Origin of the sequence: Nitrosococcus wardiae (assembly GCF_004421105.1) — a bacterium.
GTDB lineage: Bacteria > Pseudomonadota > Gammaproteobacteria > Nitrosococcales > Nitrosococcaceae > Nitrosococcus > Nitrosococcus wardiae.
This window is the reverse complement of the sequence record NZ_CP038033.1, coordinates 138,892-158,716: the sequence shown is the minus strand read 5'-3', so window position 1 is coordinate 158,716 and position 19,825 is coordinate 138,892. Positions and strand designations below refer to the sequence as shown.

The window sequence follows — 19,825 nt, the reverse complement described above, 5'->3', positions numbered from 1 at the left end:
TGTTTTCGTCACTACGCCTGGGGTAAGGGACTCCTGGATGTTCCTAATGCACGCTCTTCCCACCAGAGACCTACCCCGCGGGGAGGGGGGATGGTGTTTGTGGTGCTATGGTTGGGAGCCGTTCTGTTGACATGGATGATGGGTGAACTACCTTCCGGTACCGCACTTTTTTTATTGCCAGGGGGCATTCTAGTAGCGGGAATTGGCTACGGGGATGATCTTTATAATTTAAGCCCTCTGTGGCGTGCCCTGGTGCATCTTATTGCTGCTTTAATCGCGGTTTATTTTTTATGGGCTGTAGACGCTAATCCCCATTGGGAGATGTTTTCCTGGTCGGCGTTAGGGGTGTTGGGCGCTATTTTTGCCATAGTTTGGTCTATTAACCTCTTTAACTTCATGGATGGTACTGATGGTCTTGCAGGCATGGAGGCTTGTTTTGTTTTCAGTGTTGGGGGGGAGTGGTTGTGGCAGGCAGGGGCATACGGTTATGCCTATCTGGCTTGGGTGTTGGTGGCTGCAGTCGCTGGCTTTCTGGTATGGAATTGGCCTCCTGCAAGAATTTTTATGGGAGATGGGGGCAGTAGTTTTCTAGGTTTTCTGATTGCTGCTTTTGCCCTTGCTGGACAAGTTTGCTGGGATATTCCGATTGTGCTGTGGATGATGATCTACGGTGTGTTCTGGTTTGACGCCACGGTGACTTTGCTGCGCCGGATTTTGGCCGGCGAGCGTTGGTATACCGCCCATCGTTCCCATGCCTATCAGCGGTTACACCAGGCCGGATGGCCTCATCGTAAGGTGCTTTTAGCTGTTGGCGGCGTCAATACAAGTTTAGTCGCTGCAGCCCTGTGGGCAAATGCGAACCGGGAGGCCCTACCCTGGGTATTTCTCGCCACACTGATGTTTCTTGGGGTGGCCTACGGCGGAATTGAACGTTTACGCCCCATGTATCCAAAAGAATGATTTGTGTTTCTTACTTCCTTGATTTGGGATCAGTGTCACGTCCCTCGGGTTAAGTACTGGCTAGTATCTAACTGACGGTTTATTGGAACGGGTATTGGATTTGATGAAATAATGATCCCGCTAGGGCGGTAAGGAGATAACATGAAAAAAATTATCTTGTCCCTTATGTTGATGATGGTTTCGCTCTCTGTCTATGGGGTTGGCGATAAGGAATTAGCAGGGCGCATTGCAGACCAAACTGGTCTGGCGCCAGACCAGGTAGAAGAAATTCTTGCCGCCTTCAAGAAACAAGTGATTGCCGATTTAGCTTCCGGACAGGAGGTGCGTCTCAGCCATTTTGGCAAATTCTACGCTAAGCATATGGATGCCCGTGAAGCTCGCAATCCTAGAACGGGAGAAATTATTCAAGTTCCCCCCCGTAGTTACTTACGCTTTAGAGCCTTTGATACAGGTCATAGGCGTCTTAATTGATCCGTATGCGGGCGACTTTTTAGAGTCGCCCGCTGTCTTTTGATCTTATCTTCCTAGTTCATAGGGAAGATCCAGAAATGTAAGCTTTGGCCCACTCCCCTTACCCAATATAATATCGCCTTTTTCAAGACTAGTGAGTTGTAACACCACCAGACTGTCGTAGCCTCCTTCCAGTGCCGGTTGGGCAGCGACAATTTCGCCGGCTGTTTGCCCTTCTTTGCCATCGGCTAGGTAGACTGGCTCGCTTGGCTGGGGCCATTTGTCGGTGACAATATGGGCAAGAAACATTCGGCGACTCGGTTTGCCGCGATAATGCATGCGAGCAACCACTTCCTGGCCAGGATAGCAACCCTTAGTGAAGCTTACACCCTCTGTAAGTTCTAGATTAACCTGCTGGGGGATAAAAGATTCTTGGGTCTCAGGATAAATGGTGGCAATACCCGCCCGAATAGTGGCCAATTCCCAGAAATTAGCGCTTACTGGCATGACAGTTTTACTGAGATCATCCCAGAGTTTTTGGAGGGTGTTAAACTCTCCCACCACTTGGAACCGGGGGATATCGCCAGGCAGCTGGAGGACGCAGCAGCTAGAGGTTTGATATACTTCATTAACCGCTGTCGGAGTCTTCCCCAAGCGGTATTTGAGTTTTTCACCCGCCTGCGGGCCGACTAGCCCAAAGCGACAGTATTGCTCGCTTGCGTTTATAAGAGAAACCTGGGCCCTTAAGAGATACATGCTCAGTCTTTTCAGCACTGCTTCTAAGAGGCTATGGGGGAGACTCAGATAAAAATTGGCATTCCATTGGAAAAGCCGTAAAATGGCTAGTAATCGGCCCTTAGGGTTACAGAGTCCCGTTAGTTGGCTGCGCTGTGCGTTGACTTCTCCAACATCATTGGTAAGAAGGTTCTGGAGAAGCGTGCTGGCGTCTTCTCCACTAAGAGCAATCAAACCTAAGTGGGATAAATCAGTCATGAAAGAACCAGCGGCAGCCGCTGTCAATTCCTTCTGAGGGTGTCCAAAATGGAGGACCCTATCCCCATCAAAGACCGCGCCTGCTTGTATCAGAAAAGATTTCCATTCCTGTTGCATTCGTCTGGTTTTCTCCTTATCTGGGTGGAATATCTAGGCTAGAATTATGAATGACTTGCCTAACATCATTTTAATTTGCGAACATCACTAGTGTGCAGCTAAAGACTTCATTGAAACATAGATGCCAATGAGGGAAGAAGGTATGGGGTAGGATAACGGCATGGATGGAGCACGCAGACTTATCAGCTTGAGTGGAACCGATGGCTAATCATCATCGCCCGACTTTTCTTAATTTAGCTTTGATCCGCTTTCCGGCCAATGCAATTGTCTCGGCCCTGCATCGCATTTCAGGGGTCATTCTTTCACTTCTGGTACCGGTTTTAGTTTATTTGCTGGATCTCTCCTTGCAGGATTCTGAGGGTTTTGCCCAGGTTATCGGCTTTTTTAATAACCTCGGGGTAAAACTGCTTGGTGTGGTGGCGCTTTGGGCGCTGCTTCACCACATTTTCGCGGGAATTCGCTTTCTGTTATTCGATATCCATGTGGGCGTGAAGGATTACCGGCCGAGCTGGAGTGCACGCATCGCGAATGTCTCAGCACTCGTCGTAACGTTGTTTATTGTAGGAGTACTGTGGTGAAGGGGGTAATGACCGGCTTGCGCGCTTGGTTGGTCCAGCGGGTGACGGCTGTAATTATGCTGGTGGTGTTGTTACTTTTTTTTATTCGCTTAGTGCAGGATCCCTTTGAATCCTACGAGGACTGGAGCCAGTGGGTGGATGATCCGTGGGTAAGCATTGTGGCTGCCCTTTTTTTTGGTGCCTTATTGCTACATGCTTGGGTAGGGTTACGGGATGTGATTTTGGATTATGTGCACTCTACGCCGCTGCGCTTATTTGCTCATTCTTTGGTTGTGATAGGGTATAGTGGGATTGCATTCTGGGTTGTCAGGATACTGTTGAGATGAATTTGCCTCGACGACGGTTTGATGTGTTGGTTATTGGGGCTGGTGGAGGAGGACTTCGGGCGGCTCTACAGTTAGCCCAAGCGGAAGCGAATGTGGCCGTGGTCTCGAAGGTGTTTCCTACTCGTTCCCATACTGTTGCTGCCCAAGGAGGAATGAACGCTGCGCTTGCCAATGTGCTGCCTGACAATTGGCTATGGCATATGTACGATACGGTAAAGGGAAGCGATTACTTAGGGGATCAGGACGCCATTGAGTATATGTGCCGGGCAGCTGCTCATTTGGTGATTGACTTGGAACATGCCGGGGTCCCCTTTTCCCGTTTGGAGAATGGAAAAATCTATCAGCGGGCTTTTGGAGGTCAAAGCCAAAATTTCGGTGGCGAGCAAGCAGCACGGACCTGTGCTGCGGCTGACCGTACTGGTCATGCCATCCTTCATAGCCTCTATCAACAAAATATTCGGGCCAAAACCCATTTTTTCGATGAATTTTTTGCCTTGGATCTGATTAAGGATGCCAAGGGTTATATCTTAGGTGCGGTGGTACTCGAGATTGAGACGGGTCAGCCTTGGGTTATCGAAGCCAAATGTACTTTGCTGGCTACCGGGGGGGCAGGGCAACTTTTCCGCACCCATACGAATGCCCGGATCAATACCGGCGATGGCATGGCCATGGCTTCTCGCGCCGGAATTCCTCTCCAGGATATGGAGTTTGTCCAATTTCACCCTACCGGTATCGCGGGCAAGGGCATGCTGATCACCGAAGGGGTACGAGGGGAAGGGGGCTATCTGATTAATCGTGAAGGGGAACGGTTCATGGAGCGTTATGCCCCCCACGTTAAGGATCTGGCTAGCCGTGATGTGGTCAGCCGAGCTATTTATACCGAAGTGAAGGAAGGGCGCGGTTGTGGTTCCCATGGCGATTATGTCTTGCTCAAGTTGGATCATCTGGGGGAGAAGGTCATTAAGGAGCGTCTACCGGGCATCCGGCAGACCGTTTTGACTTTTCTGCACATCGACCCCATTGACCAACCTATACCCGTCTATCCTACCTGTCATTACGTGATGGGAGGGATTCCGACTAATCGTTTTGGGCAAGTGGTGGCTCCCTATAATGAAGGTGCCGAGGAGGCCATTCCTGGATTATATGCGGTGGGAGAATGCGCCTGTGTTTCCGTCCATGGTGCTAACCGCCTAGGGGGGAATTCATTGCTGGACATTGTGGTGTTCGGACGGGCCGCTGGCAATCATATTATTGAGTACCTTCAGGGACACCGCTATCACCGGGCGTTAGCGCATGAAAGTGTGGAACAGGCATTAGAACGCCTCGTTCGTTGGGAGCGCTCTGGTGATGGAGAAAGTGTGGATGGATTACGCGCCGAATTGCAAAAGGTCATGGAACAGAACTGCGGTGTATTCCGTAATGAAGAAGTGCTTAAAGAGGGAGTGAGTAAGGTAAAGGAGATTGCGGAGCGTCTACAGCATGTGCGCCTGAAAGACCAGAGCAAAATTTTCAATACTGCCCGACTTGACGCATTAGAACTGGAAAATTTAGTGGATCTCGCTCAGGCGGTCGTACATTGTGCCTTGGCGCGGCAAGAAAGCCGAGGTGCCCACTATCGGGTGGATTATCCGGAGCGGGACGATGCCCGCTGGCTTAAACATTCCTTGTATTTTCAGGAACAAGAACAAATTGAATATAAGCCGGTACGGCTGAAGCCTTTGACCGTGGAAACGTTCCCTCCAAAGGAAAGAGTTTATTAACTGTGAGGATAGGGTGAAACATCGTGCGCTTTCGCATTTATCGCTACAATCCGGAAACCGATACTAAGCCTTACATGAAAGATTACGCGCTGAGTGAGACTCCGCCGGATATGATGCTATTGGATGCCTTAGAGAAGATCCGGGTGCAGGATGAAAGCCTTACTTTCCGCCGTTCCTGTGGGGAGGGAGTTTGCGGCTCCGATGGGATGAACATTAATGGTCGCAATGGTTTAGCCTGCATTACCCCTTTGGCTAGTCTCAAAGAGCCTATAGTCTTGCGCCCCTTACCCGGTAGACCCGTGATTCGCGATCTAGTTGTGGATCTGAGCCAATTTTACCAACAGTATCGGGCAGTGAAGCCTTGGATGATACGAGAAGATCCAGTGCCGGAAGTTGAATTCCTGCAATCCCCTGAAGAGCGAAAGCAATTGGATGGTCTCTATGAATGCATCCTTTGCGCCTGTTGTTCTACCGCCTGCCCTTCCTGGTGGTGGAACCCGGAAAAATTCCGGGGGCCTGCCGCTTTGCTATGGGCCTGCCGCTTTGTGGTGGATAACCGGGATCAGGCCACCGAAGAGCGTTTATCAGAATTGAATGATGCCTATAAACTATTTCGTTGCCATACTATTATGAATTGCGCTGACGTTTGCCCAAAGAACCTTAATCCTGCAGAAGCTATCAGCGTTATTAAACATCGGATGATGAAGGACTCCATTTGAGCACTATAGACTATGTCAAAGGATCCCCTCTGTCGTCTGCGGTGGCGCTGTCGGCGCGGGTTACTGGAATTAGACTTGCTGCTAGGGACTTTTCTTGAAACTTCCTATCATGCTATTTCCGATGAAGAAAAGCAGGCATTTGAGACGCTTTTGTTCCATTCCGATCCCCAGTTATGGCAGTATTGTTTGGGCGAGGACTCTCATCCTGATCCCATAACTGCCAATGTCATCGCTAAAATACGCGACACCCCTTTACCTTAACCGTTATCCCTCCCGTGTTTTGGCCGTCTACCTTGTTGCTGTCCACGGCGGGGTTCTGGCGCTTCTTCCTGGGTTGGCGCTTTGGTGGGGATTGAAAGCGCTCTTAAGTATTGCCATTCTTGTCAGTTTTTACCTAAGTTTACGAAGCCAGGCTTTGCTTTTAAGCCCCAGGGCAATTGTCCAGATTTCCTGGGATGGCCATAATGTTTGGCGTTTGCGTCAGCGCAATGGCAGGGAACAGATAGGTAAATTGCTTTCTGGCGGCTTGGTGGGACCCCGTCTCGTAGTGTTAAATTTTGTGCTTGGCCCCTGGTGGCGACGGGCAGGCATTGTGCTGTTGCCGGATAGCGTTAATCCGGAAGCCTTGCGGCGGTTGCGGGTGCGTTTGCGGATAACTCGGACTTAGGCATAGTGCCTATTGGGGTCATTCATGAGGGATTTTGGTGGAATAGGGACGGGGAAAGTGAGTAGGTTGATGCCCTAAAGGGGTTAATACGGTATTTTGGGCCAAAGGGCTTTTTTGCGGGTAATCTAAGAGATAATGCAATCCCCGGCTTTCCTTGCGTTCTAAGGCTGAACGGATAATGAGATCGGCCACAATTACTAGGTTACGTAGTTCAATAAGATCATTGGTAATCCGGAAGTTTCCATAATATTCAGCGATCTCCTGGAGTAATAAATCAACACGGCGTTTGGCCCGCTGTAAGCGCTTTACTGTCCGCACAATTCCCACATAATCCCACATAAAACGCCGTAGCTCATCCCAGTTGTGGGCAACCACAATCTCTTCTTCAGAGTCAGTCACCTGGCTTTCATCCCAAGGAGGCAGAGATTCGGATAGTGAAATTTCCCCAAGACGAGCATTAATATCCTGAGCAGCTGCACGAGCAAATACCAGGCACTCTAGCAGTGAATTGCTGGCCATGCGGTTGGCGCCATGGAGCCCGGTATGGGCTGTTTCACCAATGGCATAGAGGTTTTCAAGATCAGTTTTCCCCCGAAGATCGGTGATGACGCCGCCACAAGTATAATGGGCAGCGGGAACCACGGGGATGGGTTCTTGGGTGATATCGATGCCAAACTTTAAACAATGGGCATAGACATTAGGAAAATGCTGGCGGATAAACTTGGCTGATTTATGACTAATGTCCAGATAGAGACAGTCAATTCCCAAGCGTTTCATTTCGTGGTCAATGGTTCGAGCCACAATGTCACGGGGGGCCAATTCACCACGTTGGTCGAAGCGGTGCATAAAAGGGCTGCCATTGGGCAGAAGTAACCGCCCCCCTTCTCCCCGCAGTGCTTCTGTGATCAGGAAAGACTTGGCTTGGGGATGGTAGAGGCAAGTGGGGTGGAATTGAATAAATTCCATATTGGCCACCCGGCATCCGGCACGCCAACCCATTGCAATCCCATCTCCAGTGCAAACATCCGGATTGCTGGTATAAAGATAAACTTTACCGGCGCCGCCAGTGGCGAGAACGACACAACGGGCGCTAAAGGTATCTACCCGGTTCTGGGTCCGGTTGAGGACATAGGCCCCCAAGCATTGATTGCCATCCCGCCCTAATTTATGACTGGTAATGAGGTCAATGGCGACATGATTTTCCAATATTTTAATATTGGATCCCATTTTAGCTAGCTGGACCAGTTTGTTCTCTACAACCCGGCCCGTGGCATCTGCCGCATGAATGACCCGGCGGTGGCTATGGCCACCTTCTCGGGTAAGGTGATAACCAGGGCCCCCGTTCCTTTCCCGGGTAAAGGCAATCCCTTGTTCAATCAACCAACTAATGGCTTCGCGAGCCTGTTCGACCGTAAAGCGGACCGCCGCTTGATGACATAGGTCGGCTCCCACCCGTAAGGTATCCTCAATATGGGATTCTGTAGAATCATTTTTGTCGAGAGCAACGGAAATACCGCCTTGAGCATAAAGGCTAGCCCCTTCCTCCAGGGTACGTTTAGACAGGATAGCTACTCGGGTTTGAGGGGCTAGATGCAAGGCTAGCGTTAAGCCAGCAGCACCGCTGCCGATGATCAGCACGTCATAATTATGAATCATGAGGTTAGAGGTACTCCTCGACAAGTTTTTGGACTATTCTCTGGTACGTAGATAGAAAACAGGTCAGAATAATAAACTAGTTAATATTTAATCGGCGAATTTATGGGATACGAACTACTCAATAATGTAACTGTCTATGATGTTGACAGGCCGAGTCGCTTTCCGGTGGGATAGGCAAACCGGAATGAGTGACAAGCAAGTTGATCGTGAATTGGTGCAACGCGTTCAGCGCGGGGACAAAAAAGCATTTGATATGCTGGTTCTTAAGTACCAGCGGAAAATTCTAAGGCTTGTTTCCCGCTACATCCACGATCCTGGAGAGGCTCTAGATGTGGCACAAGAAGCCTTTATCAAGGCTTACCGCGCTTTACCCCGATTCCGGGGGGAAAGTGCGTTTTATACTTGGTTGTATCGCATTGCTATTAATACGTCCAAAAATTACTTGGTGGCTCAAAATCGTCGGCCACCCGAGAACGACATAGATGCAAAAGATGCGGAACAGTATGCCGCAGAAACGGTACTAAAAGAGTATGCCACACCCGAACATCTGTTGCTACGTGACGAAATCGAAAAGACGGTCAATGACACCATCGAGGAATTACCAGATGAGTTACGGATGGCAATTACCTTGCGCGAATTCGAAGGCATGAGCTATGCGGAAATTGCTGAAGCCATGGATTGTCCTATCGGCACGGTGCGCTCGCGTATTTTTCGAGCCCGAGAGGCCATCGACGAAAAGATCAAACCTCTTTTAACTAATCTCACCACCTATTAACGACTCGACGTTGTTTAGGTCTTAATATCAACGGATTATGGATGGTTGGAACTGTGATGAATGATGAAATTGATGAACAACTATCGGCCTTGATGGATGGGGAGCTTTCACCTGAAGAAATAAAATCTGTACTCCAGGCTTTCAAGGCTAAAGAAGAGGTGCGCAGACGTTGGGAAAATTATCACTTGATCCGGGACTCCTTGCAAGGTCACCTGCCTAAAGCGTCGTTATATGATTTAGCAGGGCAAGTCTCTCGGGCTTTGGAAAATGAACCTCATTTATTGGTAGAACAGCACCGTGGGGCCGATGTTTCTCGGCAATTACGTTTGAAATGGCGGTACGGGGCAGGCCTCGCTCTTGCTGCGTCACTCAGCGCAATCGCCGTATTAGGGATACAAGCACTGACCAATGAGCCGTTAGTCCCTGAATCCCAAATTGCGACTACATCACCGGTTGTGCCAGTTTCAGAAGCAATATCGGCTCAAGAAAATAATCGCCGCGTGGCCCTCGAACCTGAAGTTGAAGAACGTCTGAGCACCTACTGGGTTAATCACACTGAATATGTCGATATGCCGGGTATGCTTCGCTATGGACGTATCGTATCCTATGAAAGCTCCCGTTAAGCCCCATCAAGGATTTATTTGCGCCCTTCTCCTGACAATTTTGACCGCACCTCTTCCTGCCATTTCGATAGCGAAGGAATTCGATACCGCATTACAGTTGCTTGATAGAATGGGGCGGGCGGCAGAATCCCTTAACTACCAAGGAGTATTCGTTTACCTGCGGAATAACCAGCTTAAGGCAGTCCGCGTCATCCATAAGGCGGATAAACAGGGAGAATATGAGCGCTTAGTGTCTCTTAACGGCGTGCCCCGGGAGATTATCCGCAATAATGGGTTAGTCACCTGTATACTCCCTGATGACAAAGCCGTATTAGTGAATGAGCATCACTATCCCAGGGTAGTGACTCGGGGTAAGAATTTCCATAATAACAATAATAACAATGAATTTTCCAGGCGCTTGCCCGTTAAGCTGAAAGCTATGCGAGAGCATTATCGGTTCTCCCTTGGGGAACCAGACCGGATTGCAGGCAGGGAAACGCAGCAGGTCGTGATTGTTCCCAAAGACCAGTATCGTTACGGTTACCGGCTATGGGTGGATAAAGAGACTGGACTGTTGTTGAAGACGATACTGGTGGGGGAAGGGGAGCGCGCCCTCGAGCAGATGATGTTTACTTCGCTTTTGCTGCCTGAAGAAATTCCTGATACGGAGTTGGTACCGGCAGTGACAGGAAGAGAATTCTCCTGGCGGGAAGGCGAGCCACTTAGTGTTAATACAGGCGATTATGAAAGCCAATGGCAAGTCGGCTGGATTCCCGCAGGATTTACCCTCGTAGCCCACGGCAAGCATTTGCTGCCCAATGGTGAAGTTCCTGTAGAACATTTGGTTTATTCGGATGGACTTAGCTCGGTATCCATATTTATCGAGCGCATTATGCATATCAAACAGGGCCACTTGCATGGTTTTTCAAACCTGGGAGCGGTTAATGTCTATGGCGCTATCCAAGCGCTCCATTACCTGACGGTGGTGGGAGCGGTTCCCCATACCACGGTAGAACGAATGGGGAAATCCATTCGCTATATAGGCTCTGATCCGGACGATGGTTGAAGAAACGGCGCGTGTCGTAGTAAAAAGCGAAACTTATGCTTGGGTGGAGGCGGAACGTCGCACTAGTTGTCATGCTTGTACCGTTAGTCAAGGATGCGGTACGGGGTTTATTGCCAAGCATTTGATTAGAAAGACCATTGTTGTCAAGGCCTCCAATCCAGTAGGGGCCGAAGTAGGGGATAGGGTGATTGTGGGTATCCCTGAAAGAATCCTCTATCTAGGCCCTTTCGTGTTCTACACAGTGCCTTTGTTAGTCATGTTTCTGGGCGCCGGGGTGGGTGAAGCTTTAGCGCAGCATTGGGGTGGGGGTGAAAGTCTAGTGGTCCTATCAGGGCTTGGTGGGTTGGCAGCAGGGTTGTTAGGGGCGCGATATATGCAGATTGAACGCGGCTTTGAACCTGAAGTCCTGCGTACGGTGAGCAAAGGCAACCGGGAAAGCGAGCCCTATTCACATTGATTGAGTGGTAAAATATCAAGCAAAGACCGCAGCCGTATAATATTTGGGACTAGATTTCAATCCTCTATCATCTTTTCCCTTCGCTAAATCATACGCTTTTTTGCGCGGAAAATATTGGGAGTTAGCATGAAGAGTTTTTTGAATAAACAATGGGTTTTCCTTGTCGTATTGCTGCTATTTGCGAGTGGCGCGCAGGCAGCGGGACTACCAGATTTTACCGAATTGGTGAAAAATAGTAGTCCTGCGGTAGTCAATATTAGTACTATCCAGAAGGTTACCCAACGTGGGCCCCGTTTGCCGCACGGATTACATCAATTTCCAGAAGGAAGCCCCTTTGAAGATTTTTTCCGCCGTTTCTTTGGCGAGGGAGAAGGGGAACCACGGAGCTTTGAAACCCATTCTTTAGGATCAGGGTTTATTCTTTCTTCAGATGGGTACGTGATTACGAATTATCACGTCATCCGTGATGCGGATGAGATTATCGTGCGCTTAAGTGACCGAAGTGAATTGGAAGCTGAGGTTGTGGGAGGAGATGAGCGTAGTGATCTGGCCCTGTTAAAGGTGAAAGCGAAAGGTTTGCCAACCCTGAAACAAGGCGACTCTAGCCAACTTAAGGTAGGCGAGTGGGTGCTTGCCATTGGCTCCCCCTTTGGTTTTGAGCATTCGGCCACAGCAGGCATTGTTAGCGCCGTGGGAAGAAGTCTGCCGAGTGAGAATTATGTGCCCTTTATCCAAACGGATGTGGCGATTAATCCGGGAAATTCAGGCGGACCTCTCTTTAACTTGGCGGGAGAAGTGGTGGGTATCAACTCTCAGATCTACAGCCGCACAGGGGGATTCATGGGGGTTTCCTTTGCCATACCCATTGATGTGGCTATGGAGGTCGTAGAACAACTCAAAGAGAAAGGACAGGTCAGTCGGGGTTGGCTCGGAGTAGTCATCCAAGATGTTACCCGTGAATTGGCAGAGTCCTTTGGACTTAAAAGGCCCCGCGGTGCTTTGGTCGCCAGGGTATTGGCGGGCAGCCCGGCAGCAAAGGGCGGTATCCAAGCAGGCGATATCATTACTCGTTTTGATGGGAATCCAGTCCCTCGATCATCAGATTTGCCACCATTAGTGGGGAGGACCGAAATCGGTCAGAGGGTTGACGTGCAGGTTTTACGTGCCGGCGTCCAGAAGACGCTTAAGGTTAAGATTGGCGAGTTACCGGAAGAAGAAGAACTGCGGGAAGCCGTCGGCGAACCGGGCCAAACTTTCGAGAAGCGACTAGCGATTGAAGTGGCTGAGCTGAGCGAGGAGGAGCGTGCCCAACTTGATTTAACCTCTGGCGTGCAAATCACTAATGTAGAAGAAGGACCCGCCTCTGAGGCTGGGCTTCGGCGGGGCGATATTATCCTTAGTATTAATAATACGGAGGTCAAGGATATTACCCAATTCAAAGAGCTCGTCGGAGAATTGCCTGCAGGGAAGTCTGTGCCACTCCTTCTGCAACGGGGACAAACCACTTCTTTTGTCGCCATAAAAATTCCAGAGGGTGGCTGAGAATATTTCTGTTTTGTTTAGGTAACACAGCGACCTTTATCATTAACGAGGTATAAGATGCCGGTCGGGGAGAGGTCTCCGGCCGGTATTCTGTTTTATCGCCGGTAGGTTGATGCTATCTGCCAACATATGAAAAATATTAGAAATTTTTCCATTATTGCTCATATTGATCACGGTAAATCCACCATTGCTGACCGTTTCATACAGCTTTGCGGTGGTCTCAGCGAACGTGAAATGGCCCAGCAGGTGTTGGATTCTATGGACCTTGAACGTGAGCGAGGTATTACTATCAAGGCCCAGAGTGTTTCCTTAAGCTACCGGGGGCGGAATGGAGAAGTTTATCAATTCAACTTTATTGATACGCCGGGACATGTGGATTTTTCCTACGAAGTATCTCGTTCGTTAGCTGCCTGCGAGGGAGCTTTGCTGGTGGTGGATGCTTCTCAAGGAGTTGAGGCCCAAAGCGTTGCCAATTGCTATACGGCGATTGAGCAGGGCCTAGAAGTCGTGCCAGTACTGAATAAGATCGACCTTCCTTCGGCAGAGCCAGAGCGAGTATGTCAAGAAATTGAAGAGATTATCGGTTTAGATGCCAGCGATGCCTTGCAAGTAAGTGCCAAAACAGGGCAAGGGATTGAAGAGCTCCTAGAAGCGCTGGTCACTCGCATTCCCCCGCCCCAGGGTAATCCAGCGGAACCTTTGCGGGCGCTGATTATTGATTCTTGGTTTGATAATTATCTGGGCGTGATTTCTCTGGTGCGGGTTATCGACGGTACGCTCAAACCTAAAGATAAAATCAAGGTCATCTCTTCTGGTCACCACTATCAAGTGGAGAAGGTGGGGTTGTTCGCTCCCAAACGTAAGGATATTGAACAACTCTCTGCAGGGGGGGTCGGCTATGTGATTGCGGGGATCAAGGATGTGGATGGGGCACCGGTAGGGGATACTCTGACCCATGCCGAACGACCCGCTGCGAAACCGTTGCCGGGATTTAAGGCTGTCAAGCCCCAGGTTTTTTCCGGTCTGTTTCCCGTTAACTCGGATGATTACGGGGATCTCCGAGAGGCGCTTGCTAAACTGCGTCTTAACGATGCAGCTTTGTTCTATGAGCCCGAGACATCTCAGGCTTTAGGGTTTGGTTTTCGGTGTGGCTTTTTAGGCATGCTTCACATGGAGATTGTGCAAGAGCGGCTGGAGCGAGAATACGATCTCAACCTTATTACCACTGCGCCGACCGTGGTTTATGAAGTATTGACTTCTCAGGGCAGCGTTTTGCCTATTGATAATCCCTCCGCTTTGCTAGAGCCTGGGCATATTGCCGAGATTCGTGAGCCCATTATTCAGGCCGATATTTTGGTGCCTCAACAGCATGTGGGGGGGGTGATTGGTCTGTGCGAAGAGAAGCGAGGAGTACAAAAGCGGCTGCAGTATTTAGGGAACCAAATTTTGCTTAATTATGAGTTGCCACTTAGTGAGGTGGTGCTTGATTTCTTTGAACGACTCAAGTCAGTGAGTCGCGGTTATGCTTCCCTGGATTACCATTTCTTGCGCTTCCAAGCTGCGGATCTAGTTAAATTGGATTTGCTGATTAATGGTGAGCGGGTGGATGCGCTTTCGCTGATTGTTCATCGGGCTCAAGCTTACTACCGAGGGCGGGAGTTGGCGGAAAAGATGAAAGAACTCATTCCCCGGCAGCTATTTGATGTGGCTATTCAGGCGGCCATCGGCACCCATGTGGTGGCGCGCACTACAGTTAAAGCTTTACGTAAAAATGTGACGGCGAAATGTTATGGTGGTGATATTACCCGTAAGCGCAAGCTACTAGAAAAGCAAAAAGCAGGTAAAAAGCGCATGAAGCAGGTAGGATCAGTGGAAATTCCCCAAGAGGCATTTTTGGCCGTATTGAAAGTGGGAAAGAAGCCTTGAAAAATATCTAAAGAGAATACTGATATTCCCTATGGGTAAGCTTACTGGATTGTGATTTGGTGAATTAGGGTAAATATTTCCGATGAATTTAGATTTTCCTACAGTAATGTTGATCGCTGCTGTGATCACAGGCATGATTTGGGCTTTGGATGCTTGGCTATGGGCACCTGCACGGCGCGAGGTCGCAGCTAGAAAAACAGCTTCGGGGGGGGTGAGTAAGGCTGACTTAAAAGAGCTCAACAAGGAACCGGTGTTGGTAGAATATGCTCGTTCCTTTTTTCCTATTATTATTATTGTCTTAGTGTTGCGTTCGTTTTTGGTAGAGCCTTTCCGTATTCCTTCAGGATCGATGATTCCAACGCTTATGGTGGGAGATTTTATCCTGGTCAATAAATTTGTTTATGGAATTCGTTTGCCTGTTATTAATAAAAAAATTATTGATATGGGTAAACCGCAGCGAGGTGATGTCGCTGTTTTTCGTTATCCGAAAGACCCCAGTGTTGATTATATTAAGCGGGTAGTTGGGTTGCCTGGAGATCGTATCGGCTACTTTAATAAGACTATTTATGTTAATGGTAAACCCGTGCCCCAGGAGATTATCGGGCCCTACTTCCAAGATGAACATCCCCTTAGCCAGTCTGCTGAGCTTCGGATAGAACGCTTGGGAAATGGCGAACATCAGATTGTAGTTGAGCCTGGGGCAAGTCTGGTAGAAGGTCAATATATTGTTCCTGAAGGCCATTATTTTATGATGGGAGATAACCGGGACCGCAGTAACGATAGTCGTTTTTGGGGAGTTGTGCCCGAAGAGAATTTAGTGGGTAAGGCCTTTATGGTGTGGATGAGTTGGCAGTGGGATCAGGGGGGAGTTATCTGGGATCGCATCGGCGAATCTATTCAATAATCAATTAAGGGAGCGGGGATGCCTGATAGAAAACAACAAGAGGGTATGAGCTTTCTAGGTTGGCTTTTTGTGTTGGCCTTATTGGCTTTGCTGGGGCTAGGAATAATTCGTCTTTTCCCCCTTTACGTGGAATATTTTAGCGTAAAAACTTCTTTAGAAGCCCTAGCTAATCAGTCGGAATTGCATGAAATGAGTCATGCCGAAATCCGTAACGCCTTGCTTCGGCGGTTGGATATCAATGAGGTGGATCATGTTTCCAAGGAGAATATTGACATTGCTAAAACCCGTAATAATTTAACTGTTGCCGTCGATTATGAGGTACGCACCCCTTTTCTAGGGAATATTGACTTGGTAACCCATTTCAACCGCGCCATTGAGGTTCCCTCACGTTGAGCGACGGTTTGAAGCGGCTGTGCGTGAAGTTAGGCTATCGTTTCGCAGAGCCAACCCTATTACGCTGCGCTATCACCCACCGCAGTGCCGCCAAGGAAAACAATGAGCGCCTGGAATTCCTGGGGGATTCTATTCTGAATTTTCTAATTGCGGAATTTCTTTATGTGCGTTTTCCTAGGGCTCAGGAGGGGAAATTAAGTCGCCTTCGGGCAACCCTAGTCAAGGGAGAAACCCTGGCGGAATTAGCCCGAGAGCTTGAAATCGGGGATCATTTGATCCTCGGTCCGGGAGAATTGAAAAGTGGTGGCTATCGCCGTACCTCTATACTTGCAGATGCTTTTGAGGCAGTTATAGGGGCGGTGTATCTAGATGGAGGTTTAGAAGCTTGCCGGAAGTTAGTGGCCTTTCTTTATCAGGGCCGGTTAGAGGCACTGGCCAGCGAAGTTCTCCTTAAAGATCCTAAGACCCGTCTCCAGGAGTATCTGCAAGCCCGGCAGCTTCCCCTACCCGATTATCGGGTCAGTGCGGTAAGAGGAGAAGCTCATGATCAGGTTTTTCAGGTCGAGTGCATTATCAACGACACCTTTCCCCCTGTGGTGGGGACGGGTCGTAGTCGCCGCAAGGCCGAACAGGATGCCGCCATTCAAGCTCTAGAGCTGCTGCTAGCAGCAGGTGAAAATATGAATGCCTGAGATGCCAACCCAAGAAAATACTCCAGGTACTCGTTGCGGCTATATTGCGATAATCGGCCGCCCCAATGTGGGAAAATCAAGCCTACTCAATTGTATTCTAGGTCAGAAGATCAGTATCACTGCACGCCGGCCTCAGACTACCCGTCACCGGATTTTAGGGATTAAGACATCCCCCGCTGCCCAGGCAATTTATGTGGATACCCCTGGCCTTCAGGACAAAGAGCGCCGCCTCATGAATCGGTATTTGAATCGGGCTGCGGATTCTGCTATTGAGGAGGTTGATCTCATTTTATTTGTAGTCGAATCCTACCGGTTTACCGAGGAAGATGAATGGATTTTGCAGCGATTACGTCGGTGTGGGGTTCCCATTGTTCTGGTGCTTAACAAAGTTGACCGAGTCGCTGACAAAAAATCCTTGCTGCCAATTATGGATCAACTCTCAAAGAAAATGGAGTTTGCAGCTATTATCCCCGTATCTGCATGGAAAGGGGATAATGTGGCGATGCTAGAAAAAAAGGTTGCTGAGCTGTTGCCGGAAGGAGTGATGGTATATCCTGAGGATCAGGTGACAGATCGTAGCGAGCGCTTCCTAGCGGCAGAACTTATCCGGGAGAAATTAACACGCCATTTGGGACAAGAATTACCCTATGCACTTACCGTATTTGTGGAATCTATTGAGGAAGAAAAGAATCTTTACCGCATTGCAGCGACGATTTATGTTGAGCGCCCAGGGCAAAAAGCTATCGTGATTGGTAAGAAGGGGGAAGGCCTCAAGCGTATTGGTTATGAGGCCCGCCTCGATATGGAACGGATGTTTGGATGCAAGGTTTACTTGGAATTGTGGGTCAAAGTTCGCGAAGGGTGGTCAGATAATGAACACCTGTTGCGTAGTTGGGGGTACGAAAACACCTAACTATTTAATTTAGAGGGTACTTTTACCCCCAAGCATGGCCTTGACCTCACGAATTTCCGTTTCGTTTTCCTCTAAATTAATGACGCTAATATCTGGGCTAAAGCCTAGTTTGGCAAGAGCGGGTATGGTATGCCAATCTTCATGAGATTCCATCTCCCCGAGATTGCTTTGTAATTTCGCTACGATAACCACATCCACTAAATCCGGTTCTGATTTGGGGTTCCGCTGGAGGTCATTATGCTCGGCGGTAACGGCTACGAGCTCTGGTGGAAAACGCCAACTATCTAGGATGGCTTTACCGAGAGGGCTAGAAAGCTGGGTAATGATTTTATCTAGCACCATCTCGTTCTCTAGTAATTCCGGAGTATCTTCAGCACGCATGAGAATAGGAAGCGAGCCAATTTGGTGAATCAGTCCCCCAAGCAATGCTTCGTCCGCTTTAAACTTGTCTATCCGGCTGGCAAGGACATAGGCAATGGCGGCCACTTGGGTGCTTTGTTCCCAAAGTTTGCGCATGCGCCGATCCACGGACTCGGAGGTCGCTTGGAATATTTGCTCCATCACTAGACTAGTCACGAGGTTGCGTACCAAGGTGATTCCTAGGCGAGCCAGAGCCATCTGGACATTATCAATGGGGTGACGGCCCCGATAGAGAGGACTATTCGCAATTTGAAGCAGACGAGCCGAGAGGGCCGCATCAGTGACAATAATTTTTGCAACCTCGGCTGCCGAGGTATTCGGATCGTCGACCACCTCGCGGATCTTTAGGGCGACCTCAGGCAAGGTGGGTAGCACCAAATGATTATTGGCCAAATCTTCAAGAATTTCAGTACAGAATTGCTCTATTTGAATCACCTCGTTTTCCTCCGGGTGTTGATAGCGTATTGGTGCCTGATAAAAAACCTGGTGAGCCAATACTTCCTAGCACTTTTGCTAGTCCTACATATCGGCCATATAAGGATTTGTCTGAATTGCCAGAGCCAAAACAGCGCTATTGTCTTGATGGGTATAAGGAATAGAGTGCAAAAGCATTTGACACCTTTTTTCTCCATGCGGTATTTTCAGAGGTTTATCTTTATTCAGGATGATATTGGCGGAAACAACGCCATTTAGCTAATAGGTAACTCATTTGATTAGGGAATTTCCACGTATCCAGCGTCTGCCGCCTTATGTTTTTAACATTGTCAATGAGTTGAAAGCCAAGGCTCGGGCTCGAGGGGAAGATATTATTGATTTTGGGATGGGTAATCCGGATCGACCCACGCCTAAGCATATTGTGGATAAGCTGGTGGAAGCTGCGCAGCGTTCGGATACCCACCGTTATTCTGTCTCACGGGGGATTCCTCGGCTACGCCGGGCTATCTGTCAATGGTATCGAAGGCGCTACAATATAGAACTGGATCCTGAAAGCGAAGCCATTGTGACCATTGGCTCTAAGGAAGGGCTAGCCCACTTGGCACTCGCTACTCTAGGACCGGGAGATGCCGTCTTGGTGCCTAATCCCGCTTATCCTATTCATCCCTATGGGGTGGTGATTGCGGGGGCGGATATCCGCCATGTTCCCCTCGTGCCTGGGGGGGATTTCTTTGCTGAGTTGGAAAAGGCTATTAAGGATACTTGGCCTCGGCCTAAGATGCTGGTACTTAATTTTCCTGCCAACCCCACCGCTCAGTGCGTGGATTTACCCTTTTTTGAACAGGTGATTGCGATTGCTCGTGAGCATAAGATCTGGGTTGTGCATGATCTGGCTTATGCTGAGATCGTATTTGATGGCTACTACGCGCCCTCGATTTTGCAAGTCCCAGGGGCCAAGGATATTGCTGTAGAGTTTTACTCTTTGTCCAAGACTTACAATATGCCGGGTTGGCGGGTGGGTTTTATGTGTGGCAACCCCATGTTAATCGCTGCGCTGACTCGCATGAAATCCTATTTGGATTATGGCATGTTCACGCCTATTCAGGTGGCAGCCATCACCGCCTTGGAAAGTTCCCAAGACTGTGTAAGAGTGGTTTGCGACACTTATCGGAGGCGCCGTGATGTGCTATGCCAAGGCCTTGCGACGGCAGGCTGGAATGTGGAGCAGCCCAAGGCCACGATGTTTGTTTGGGCGCCCATTCCAGAGCCATTTCGCCACCTGGGGTCTTTGGAATTTTCCAAAAAATTACTAAATGAAGCTAAAGTAGCAGTGTCGCCTGGCGTTGGGTTCGGCACTTACGGCGATGACTATGTTCGCTTTAGCTTGATTGAAAATGAACACCGTACCCGCCAGGCGATCCGCGGAATACGGCATATGTTCAGGCAGGCTCTGTGAGTCATTTTTTTCATTTTA

At 49.2% G+C, this 19,825-nt stretch carries 22 protein-coding genes; 19 read left to right on the top strand and 3 right to left on the bottom strand.

What is annotated here, in order from left to right:
- The first annotated feature begins 90 nt into the window (after positions 1-90).
- Together E3U44_RS00780 and E3U44_RS00775 are read left to right on the top strand one after the other, a co-directional pair.
- Positions 91-960, top strand: a complete 870-nt coding sequence (locus E3U44_RS00780) for an MraY family glycosyltransferase (RefSeq protein ID WP_240761681.1) — start codon at positions 91-93, stop codon at positions 958-960.
- Positions 961-1,101: 141 nt separating this feature from the next.
- Positions 1,102-1,431, top strand: coding sequence for an HU family DNA-binding protein (locus E3U44_RS00775; RefSeq protein WP_134356210.1), 330 nt, complete (start codon positions 1,102-1,104; stop codon positions 1,429-1,431).
- A gap of 45 nt (positions 1,432-1,476) precedes the next feature.
- Here the strand turns inward: E3U44_RS00775 and ygfZ are convergent, their stop codons facing one another.
- Positions 1,477-2,520: a CAF17-like 4Fe-4S cluster assembly/insertion protein YgfZ gene (gene ygfZ, locus E3U44_RS00770; RefSeq protein ID WP_134356209.1), complete on the bottom strand. Its 1,044-nt coding sequence runs from the start codon at positions 2,518-2,520 to the stop codon at positions 1,477-1,479.
- Between the two features lie 200 nt (positions 2,521-2,720).
- Between ygfZ and sdhC the strand changes: the two genes are divergently transcribed.
- The 6 genes from sdhC to E3U44_RS00740 are packed head-to-tail and all read left to right on the top strand — an operon-like array spanning position 2,721 to position 6,570.
- A complete protein-coding gene (sdhC, locus tag E3U44_RS00765) occupies positions 2,721-3,098 on the top strand; it encodes a succinate dehydrogenase, cytochrome b556 subunit (protein WP_134356208.1) in 378 nt (125 codons plus the stop codon).
- Positions 3,095-3,424, top strand: a complete 330-nt coding sequence (gene sdhD, locus E3U44_RS00760) for a succinate dehydrogenase, hydrophobic membrane anchor protein (RefSeq protein ID WP_134356207.1) — start codon at positions 3,095-3,097, stop codon at positions 3,422-3,424. The genes sdhC and sdhD overlap by 4 nt, the downstream gene beginning before the upstream one ends.
- The gene (sdhA, locus tag E3U44_RS00755) at positions 3,421-5,184 is read left to right on the top strand and encodes a succinate dehydrogenase flavoprotein subunit (protein ID WP_134356206.1); all 1,764 of its coding nucleotides are present in this window, start codon (positions 3,421-3,423) and stop codon (positions 5,182-5,184) included. Before sdhD ends, sdhA begins: the two co-directional genes overlap by 4 nt.
- Before the next feature lie 23 nt (positions 5,185-5,207).
- Positions 5,208-5,903 carry a succinate dehydrogenase iron-sulfur subunit gene (locus E3U44_RS00750; protein ID WP_134356205.1) on the top strand — a complete coding sequence of 232 codons (696 nt, stop codon included), beginning with the start codon at positions 5,208-5,210 and terminating at the stop codon, positions 5,901-5,903.
- Between the two features lie 12 nt (positions 5,904-5,915).
- A complete protein-coding gene (locus E3U44_RS00745) occupies positions 5,916-6,164 on the top strand; it encodes a succinate dehydrogenase assembly factor 2 (RefSeq protein ID WP_134356204.1) in 249 nt (82 codons plus the stop codon).
- Positions 6,127-6,570, top strand: coding sequence for a protein YgfX (locus tag E3U44_RS00740; RefSeq protein WP_134356203.1), 444 nt, complete (start codon positions 6,127-6,129; stop codon positions 6,568-6,570). The genes E3U44_RS00745 and E3U44_RS00740 overlap by 38 nt, the downstream gene beginning before the upstream one ends.
- 18 nt (positions 6,571-6,588) lie before the next feature.
- On the opposite strand, the gene nadB is transcribed toward E3U44_RS00740, so the two are convergent.
- The gene (nadB, locus tag E3U44_RS00735) at positions 6,589-8,226 is read right to left on the bottom strand and encodes an L-aspartate oxidase (RefSeq protein ID WP_134356202.1); all 1,638 of its coding nucleotides are present in this window, start codon (positions 8,224-8,226) and stop codon (positions 6,589-6,591) included.
- Between the two features lie 184 nt (positions 8,227-8,410).
- On the opposite strand from nadB, the gene rpoE reads away from it, so the two are divergent.
- From rpoE to era, 10 genes are all read left to right on the top strand, one after another.
- Positions 8,411-9,001: an RNA polymerase sigma factor RpoE gene (gene rpoE / locus E3U44_RS00730; RefSeq protein ID WP_013031787.1), complete on the top strand. Its 591-nt coding sequence runs from the start codon at positions 8,411-8,413 to the stop codon at positions 8,999-9,001.
- A gap of 56 nt (positions 9,002-9,057) precedes the next feature.
- Positions 9,058-9,624, top strand: coding sequence for a sigma-E factor negative regulatory protein (locus E3U44_RS00725; protein ID WP_240761680.1), 567 nt, complete (start codon positions 9,058-9,060; stop codon positions 9,622-9,624).
- Complete coding sequence (locus E3U44_RS00720) at positions 9,608-10,669, top strand: MucB/RseB C-terminal domain-containing protein (RefSeq protein WP_134356200.1); 1,062 nt, start codon at positions 9,608-9,610, stop codon at positions 10,667-10,669. The genes E3U44_RS00725 and E3U44_RS00720 overlap by 17 nt, the downstream gene beginning before the upstream one ends.
- On the top strand, positions 10,662-11,126 hold the full coding sequence (locus E3U44_RS00715; RefSeq protein ID WP_134356199.1) for a SoxR reducing system RseC family protein: 465 nt from the start codon (positions 10,662-10,664) through the stop codon (positions 11,124-11,126). Before E3U44_RS00720 ends, E3U44_RS00715 begins: the two co-directional genes overlap by 8 nt.
- 126 nt (positions 11,127-11,252) lie before the next feature.
- On the top strand, positions 11,253-12,668 hold the full coding sequence (locus tag E3U44_RS00710; RefSeq protein ID WP_134356198.1) for a DegQ family serine endoprotease: 1,416 nt from the start codon (positions 11,253-11,255) through the stop codon (positions 12,666-12,668).
- Between the two features lie 129 nt (positions 12,669-12,797).
- Positions 12,798-14,594 carry a translation elongation factor 4 gene (gene lepA, locus E3U44_RS00705; RefSeq protein WP_134356197.1) on the top strand — a complete coding sequence of 599 codons (1,797 nt, stop codon included), beginning with the start codon at positions 12,798-12,800 and terminating at the stop codon, positions 14,592-14,594.
- An 82-nt stretch (positions 14,595-14,676) separates the two neighbouring features.
- The gene (lepB, locus tag E3U44_RS00700; protein ID WP_134356196.1) at positions 14,677-15,498 is read left to right on the top strand and encodes a signal peptidase I; all 822 of its coding nucleotides are present in this window, start codon (positions 14,677-14,679) and stop codon (positions 15,496-15,498) included.
- Positions 15,499-15,516: 18 nt separating this feature from the next.
- The gene (locus tag E3U44_RS00695) at positions 15,517-15,891 is read left to right on the top strand and encodes a DUF4845 domain-containing protein (protein ID WP_134356195.1); all 375 of its coding nucleotides are present in this window, start codon (positions 15,517-15,519) and stop codon (positions 15,889-15,891) included.
- Positions 15,888-16,583, top strand: a complete 696-nt coding sequence (rnc, locus tag E3U44_RS00690) for a ribonuclease III (RefSeq protein ID WP_134356194.1) — start codon at positions 15,888-15,890, stop codon at positions 16,581-16,583. The genes E3U44_RS00695 and rnc overlap by 4 nt, the downstream gene beginning before the upstream one ends.
- Positions 16,576-17,496: a GTPase Era gene (gene era, locus E3U44_RS00685; protein ID WP_166804977.1), complete on the top strand. Its 921-nt coding sequence runs from the start codon at positions 16,576-16,578 to the stop codon at positions 17,494-17,496. The genes rnc and era overlap by 8 nt, the downstream gene beginning before the upstream one ends.
- A 9-nt stretch (positions 17,497-17,505) precedes the next feature.
- On the opposite strand, the gene E3U44_RS00680 is transcribed toward era, so the two are convergent.
- Positions 17,506-18,411: an HDOD domain-containing protein gene (locus E3U44_RS00680; protein ID WP_240761679.1), complete on the bottom strand. Its 906-nt coding sequence runs from the start codon at positions 18,409-18,411 to the stop codon at positions 17,506-17,508.
- 214 nt (positions 18,412-18,625) lie between these two features.
- Between E3U44_RS00680 and alaC the strand changes: the two genes are divergently transcribed.
- Positions 18,626-19,807, top strand: a complete 1,182-nt coding sequence (gene alaC / locus E3U44_RS00675) for an alanine transaminase (RefSeq protein ID WP_134356193.1) — start codon at positions 18,626-18,628, stop codon at positions 19,805-19,807.
- Positions 19,808-19,825 lie beyond the last annotated feature (18 nt).

What these genes read in the sequence shown, in the direction of transcription:
- sdhC (WP_134356208.1), top strand. Translation starts at nt 2,721, where the DNA reads ATGGCTAATCATCATCGCCCGACTTTTCTTAATTTAGCTTTGATCCGC.
- E3U44_RS00710 (WP_134356198.1), top strand. Translation starts at nt 11,253, where the DNA reads ATGAAGAGTTTTTTGAATAAACAATGGGTTTTCCTTGTCGTATTGCTG.
- era (WP_166804977.1), top strand. Translation starts at nt 16,576, where the DNA reads ATGCCTGAGATGCCAACCCAAGAAAATACTCCAGGTACTCGTTGCGGC.
- rpoE (WP_013031787.1), top strand. Translation starts at nt 8,411, where the DNA reads ATGAGTGACAAGCAAGTTGATCGTGAATTGGTGCAACGCGTTCAGCGC.
- nadB (WP_134356202.1), bottom strand. Translation starts at nt 8,226, where the DNA reads ATGATTCATAATTATGACGTGCTGATCATCGGCAGCGGTGCTGCTGGC.
- E3U44_RS00745 (WP_134356204.1), top strand. Translation starts at nt 5,916, where the DNA reads ATGTCAAAGGATCCCCTCTGTCGTCTGCGGTGGCGCTGTCGGCGCGGG.
- E3U44_RS00775 (WP_134356210.1), top strand. Translation starts at nt 1,102, where the DNA reads ATGAAAAAAATTATCTTGTCCCTTATGTTGATGATGGTTTCGCTCTCT.
- ygfZ (WP_134356209.1), bottom strand. Translation starts at nt 2,520, where the DNA reads ATGCAACAGGAATGGAAATCTTTTCTGATACAAGCAGGCGCGGTCTTT.
- E3U44_RS00780 (WP_240761681.1), top strand. Translation starts at nt 91, where the DNA reads ATGGTGTTTGTGGTGCTATGGTTGGGAGCCGTTCTGTTGACATGGATG.
- E3U44_RS00695 (WP_134356195.1), top strand. Translation starts at nt 15,517, where the DNA reads ATGCCTGATAGAAAACAACAAGAGGGTATGAGCTTTCTAGGTTGGCTT.
- E3U44_RS00715 (WP_134356199.1), top strand. Translation starts at nt 10,662, where the DNA reads ATGGTTGAAGAAACGGCGCGTGTCGTAGTAAAAAGCGAAACTTATGCT.
- E3U44_RS00740 (WP_134356203.1), top strand. Translation starts at nt 6,127, where the DNA reads ATGTCATCGCTAAAATACGCGACACCCCTTTACCTTAACCGTTATCCC.
- E3U44_RS00720 (WP_134356200.1), top strand. Translation starts at nt 9,608, where the DNA reads ATGAAAGCTCCCGTTAAGCCCCATCAAGGATTTATTTGCGCCCTTCTC.
- E3U44_RS00725 (WP_240761680.1), top strand. Translation starts at nt 9,058, where the DNA reads ATGAATGATGAAATTGATGAACAACTATCGGCCTTGATGGATGGGGAG.
- lepA (WP_134356197.1), top strand. Translation starts at nt 12,798, where the DNA reads ATGAAAAATATTAGAAATTTTTCCATTATTGCTCATATTGATCACGGT.
- sdhA (WP_134356206.1), top strand. Translation starts at nt 3,421, where the DNA reads ATGAATTTGCCTCGACGACGGTTTGATGTGTTGGTTATTGGGGCTGGT.
- lepB (WP_134356196.1), top strand. Translation starts at nt 14,677, where the DNA reads ATGAATTTAGATTTTCCTACAGTAATGTTGATCGCTGCTGTGATCACA.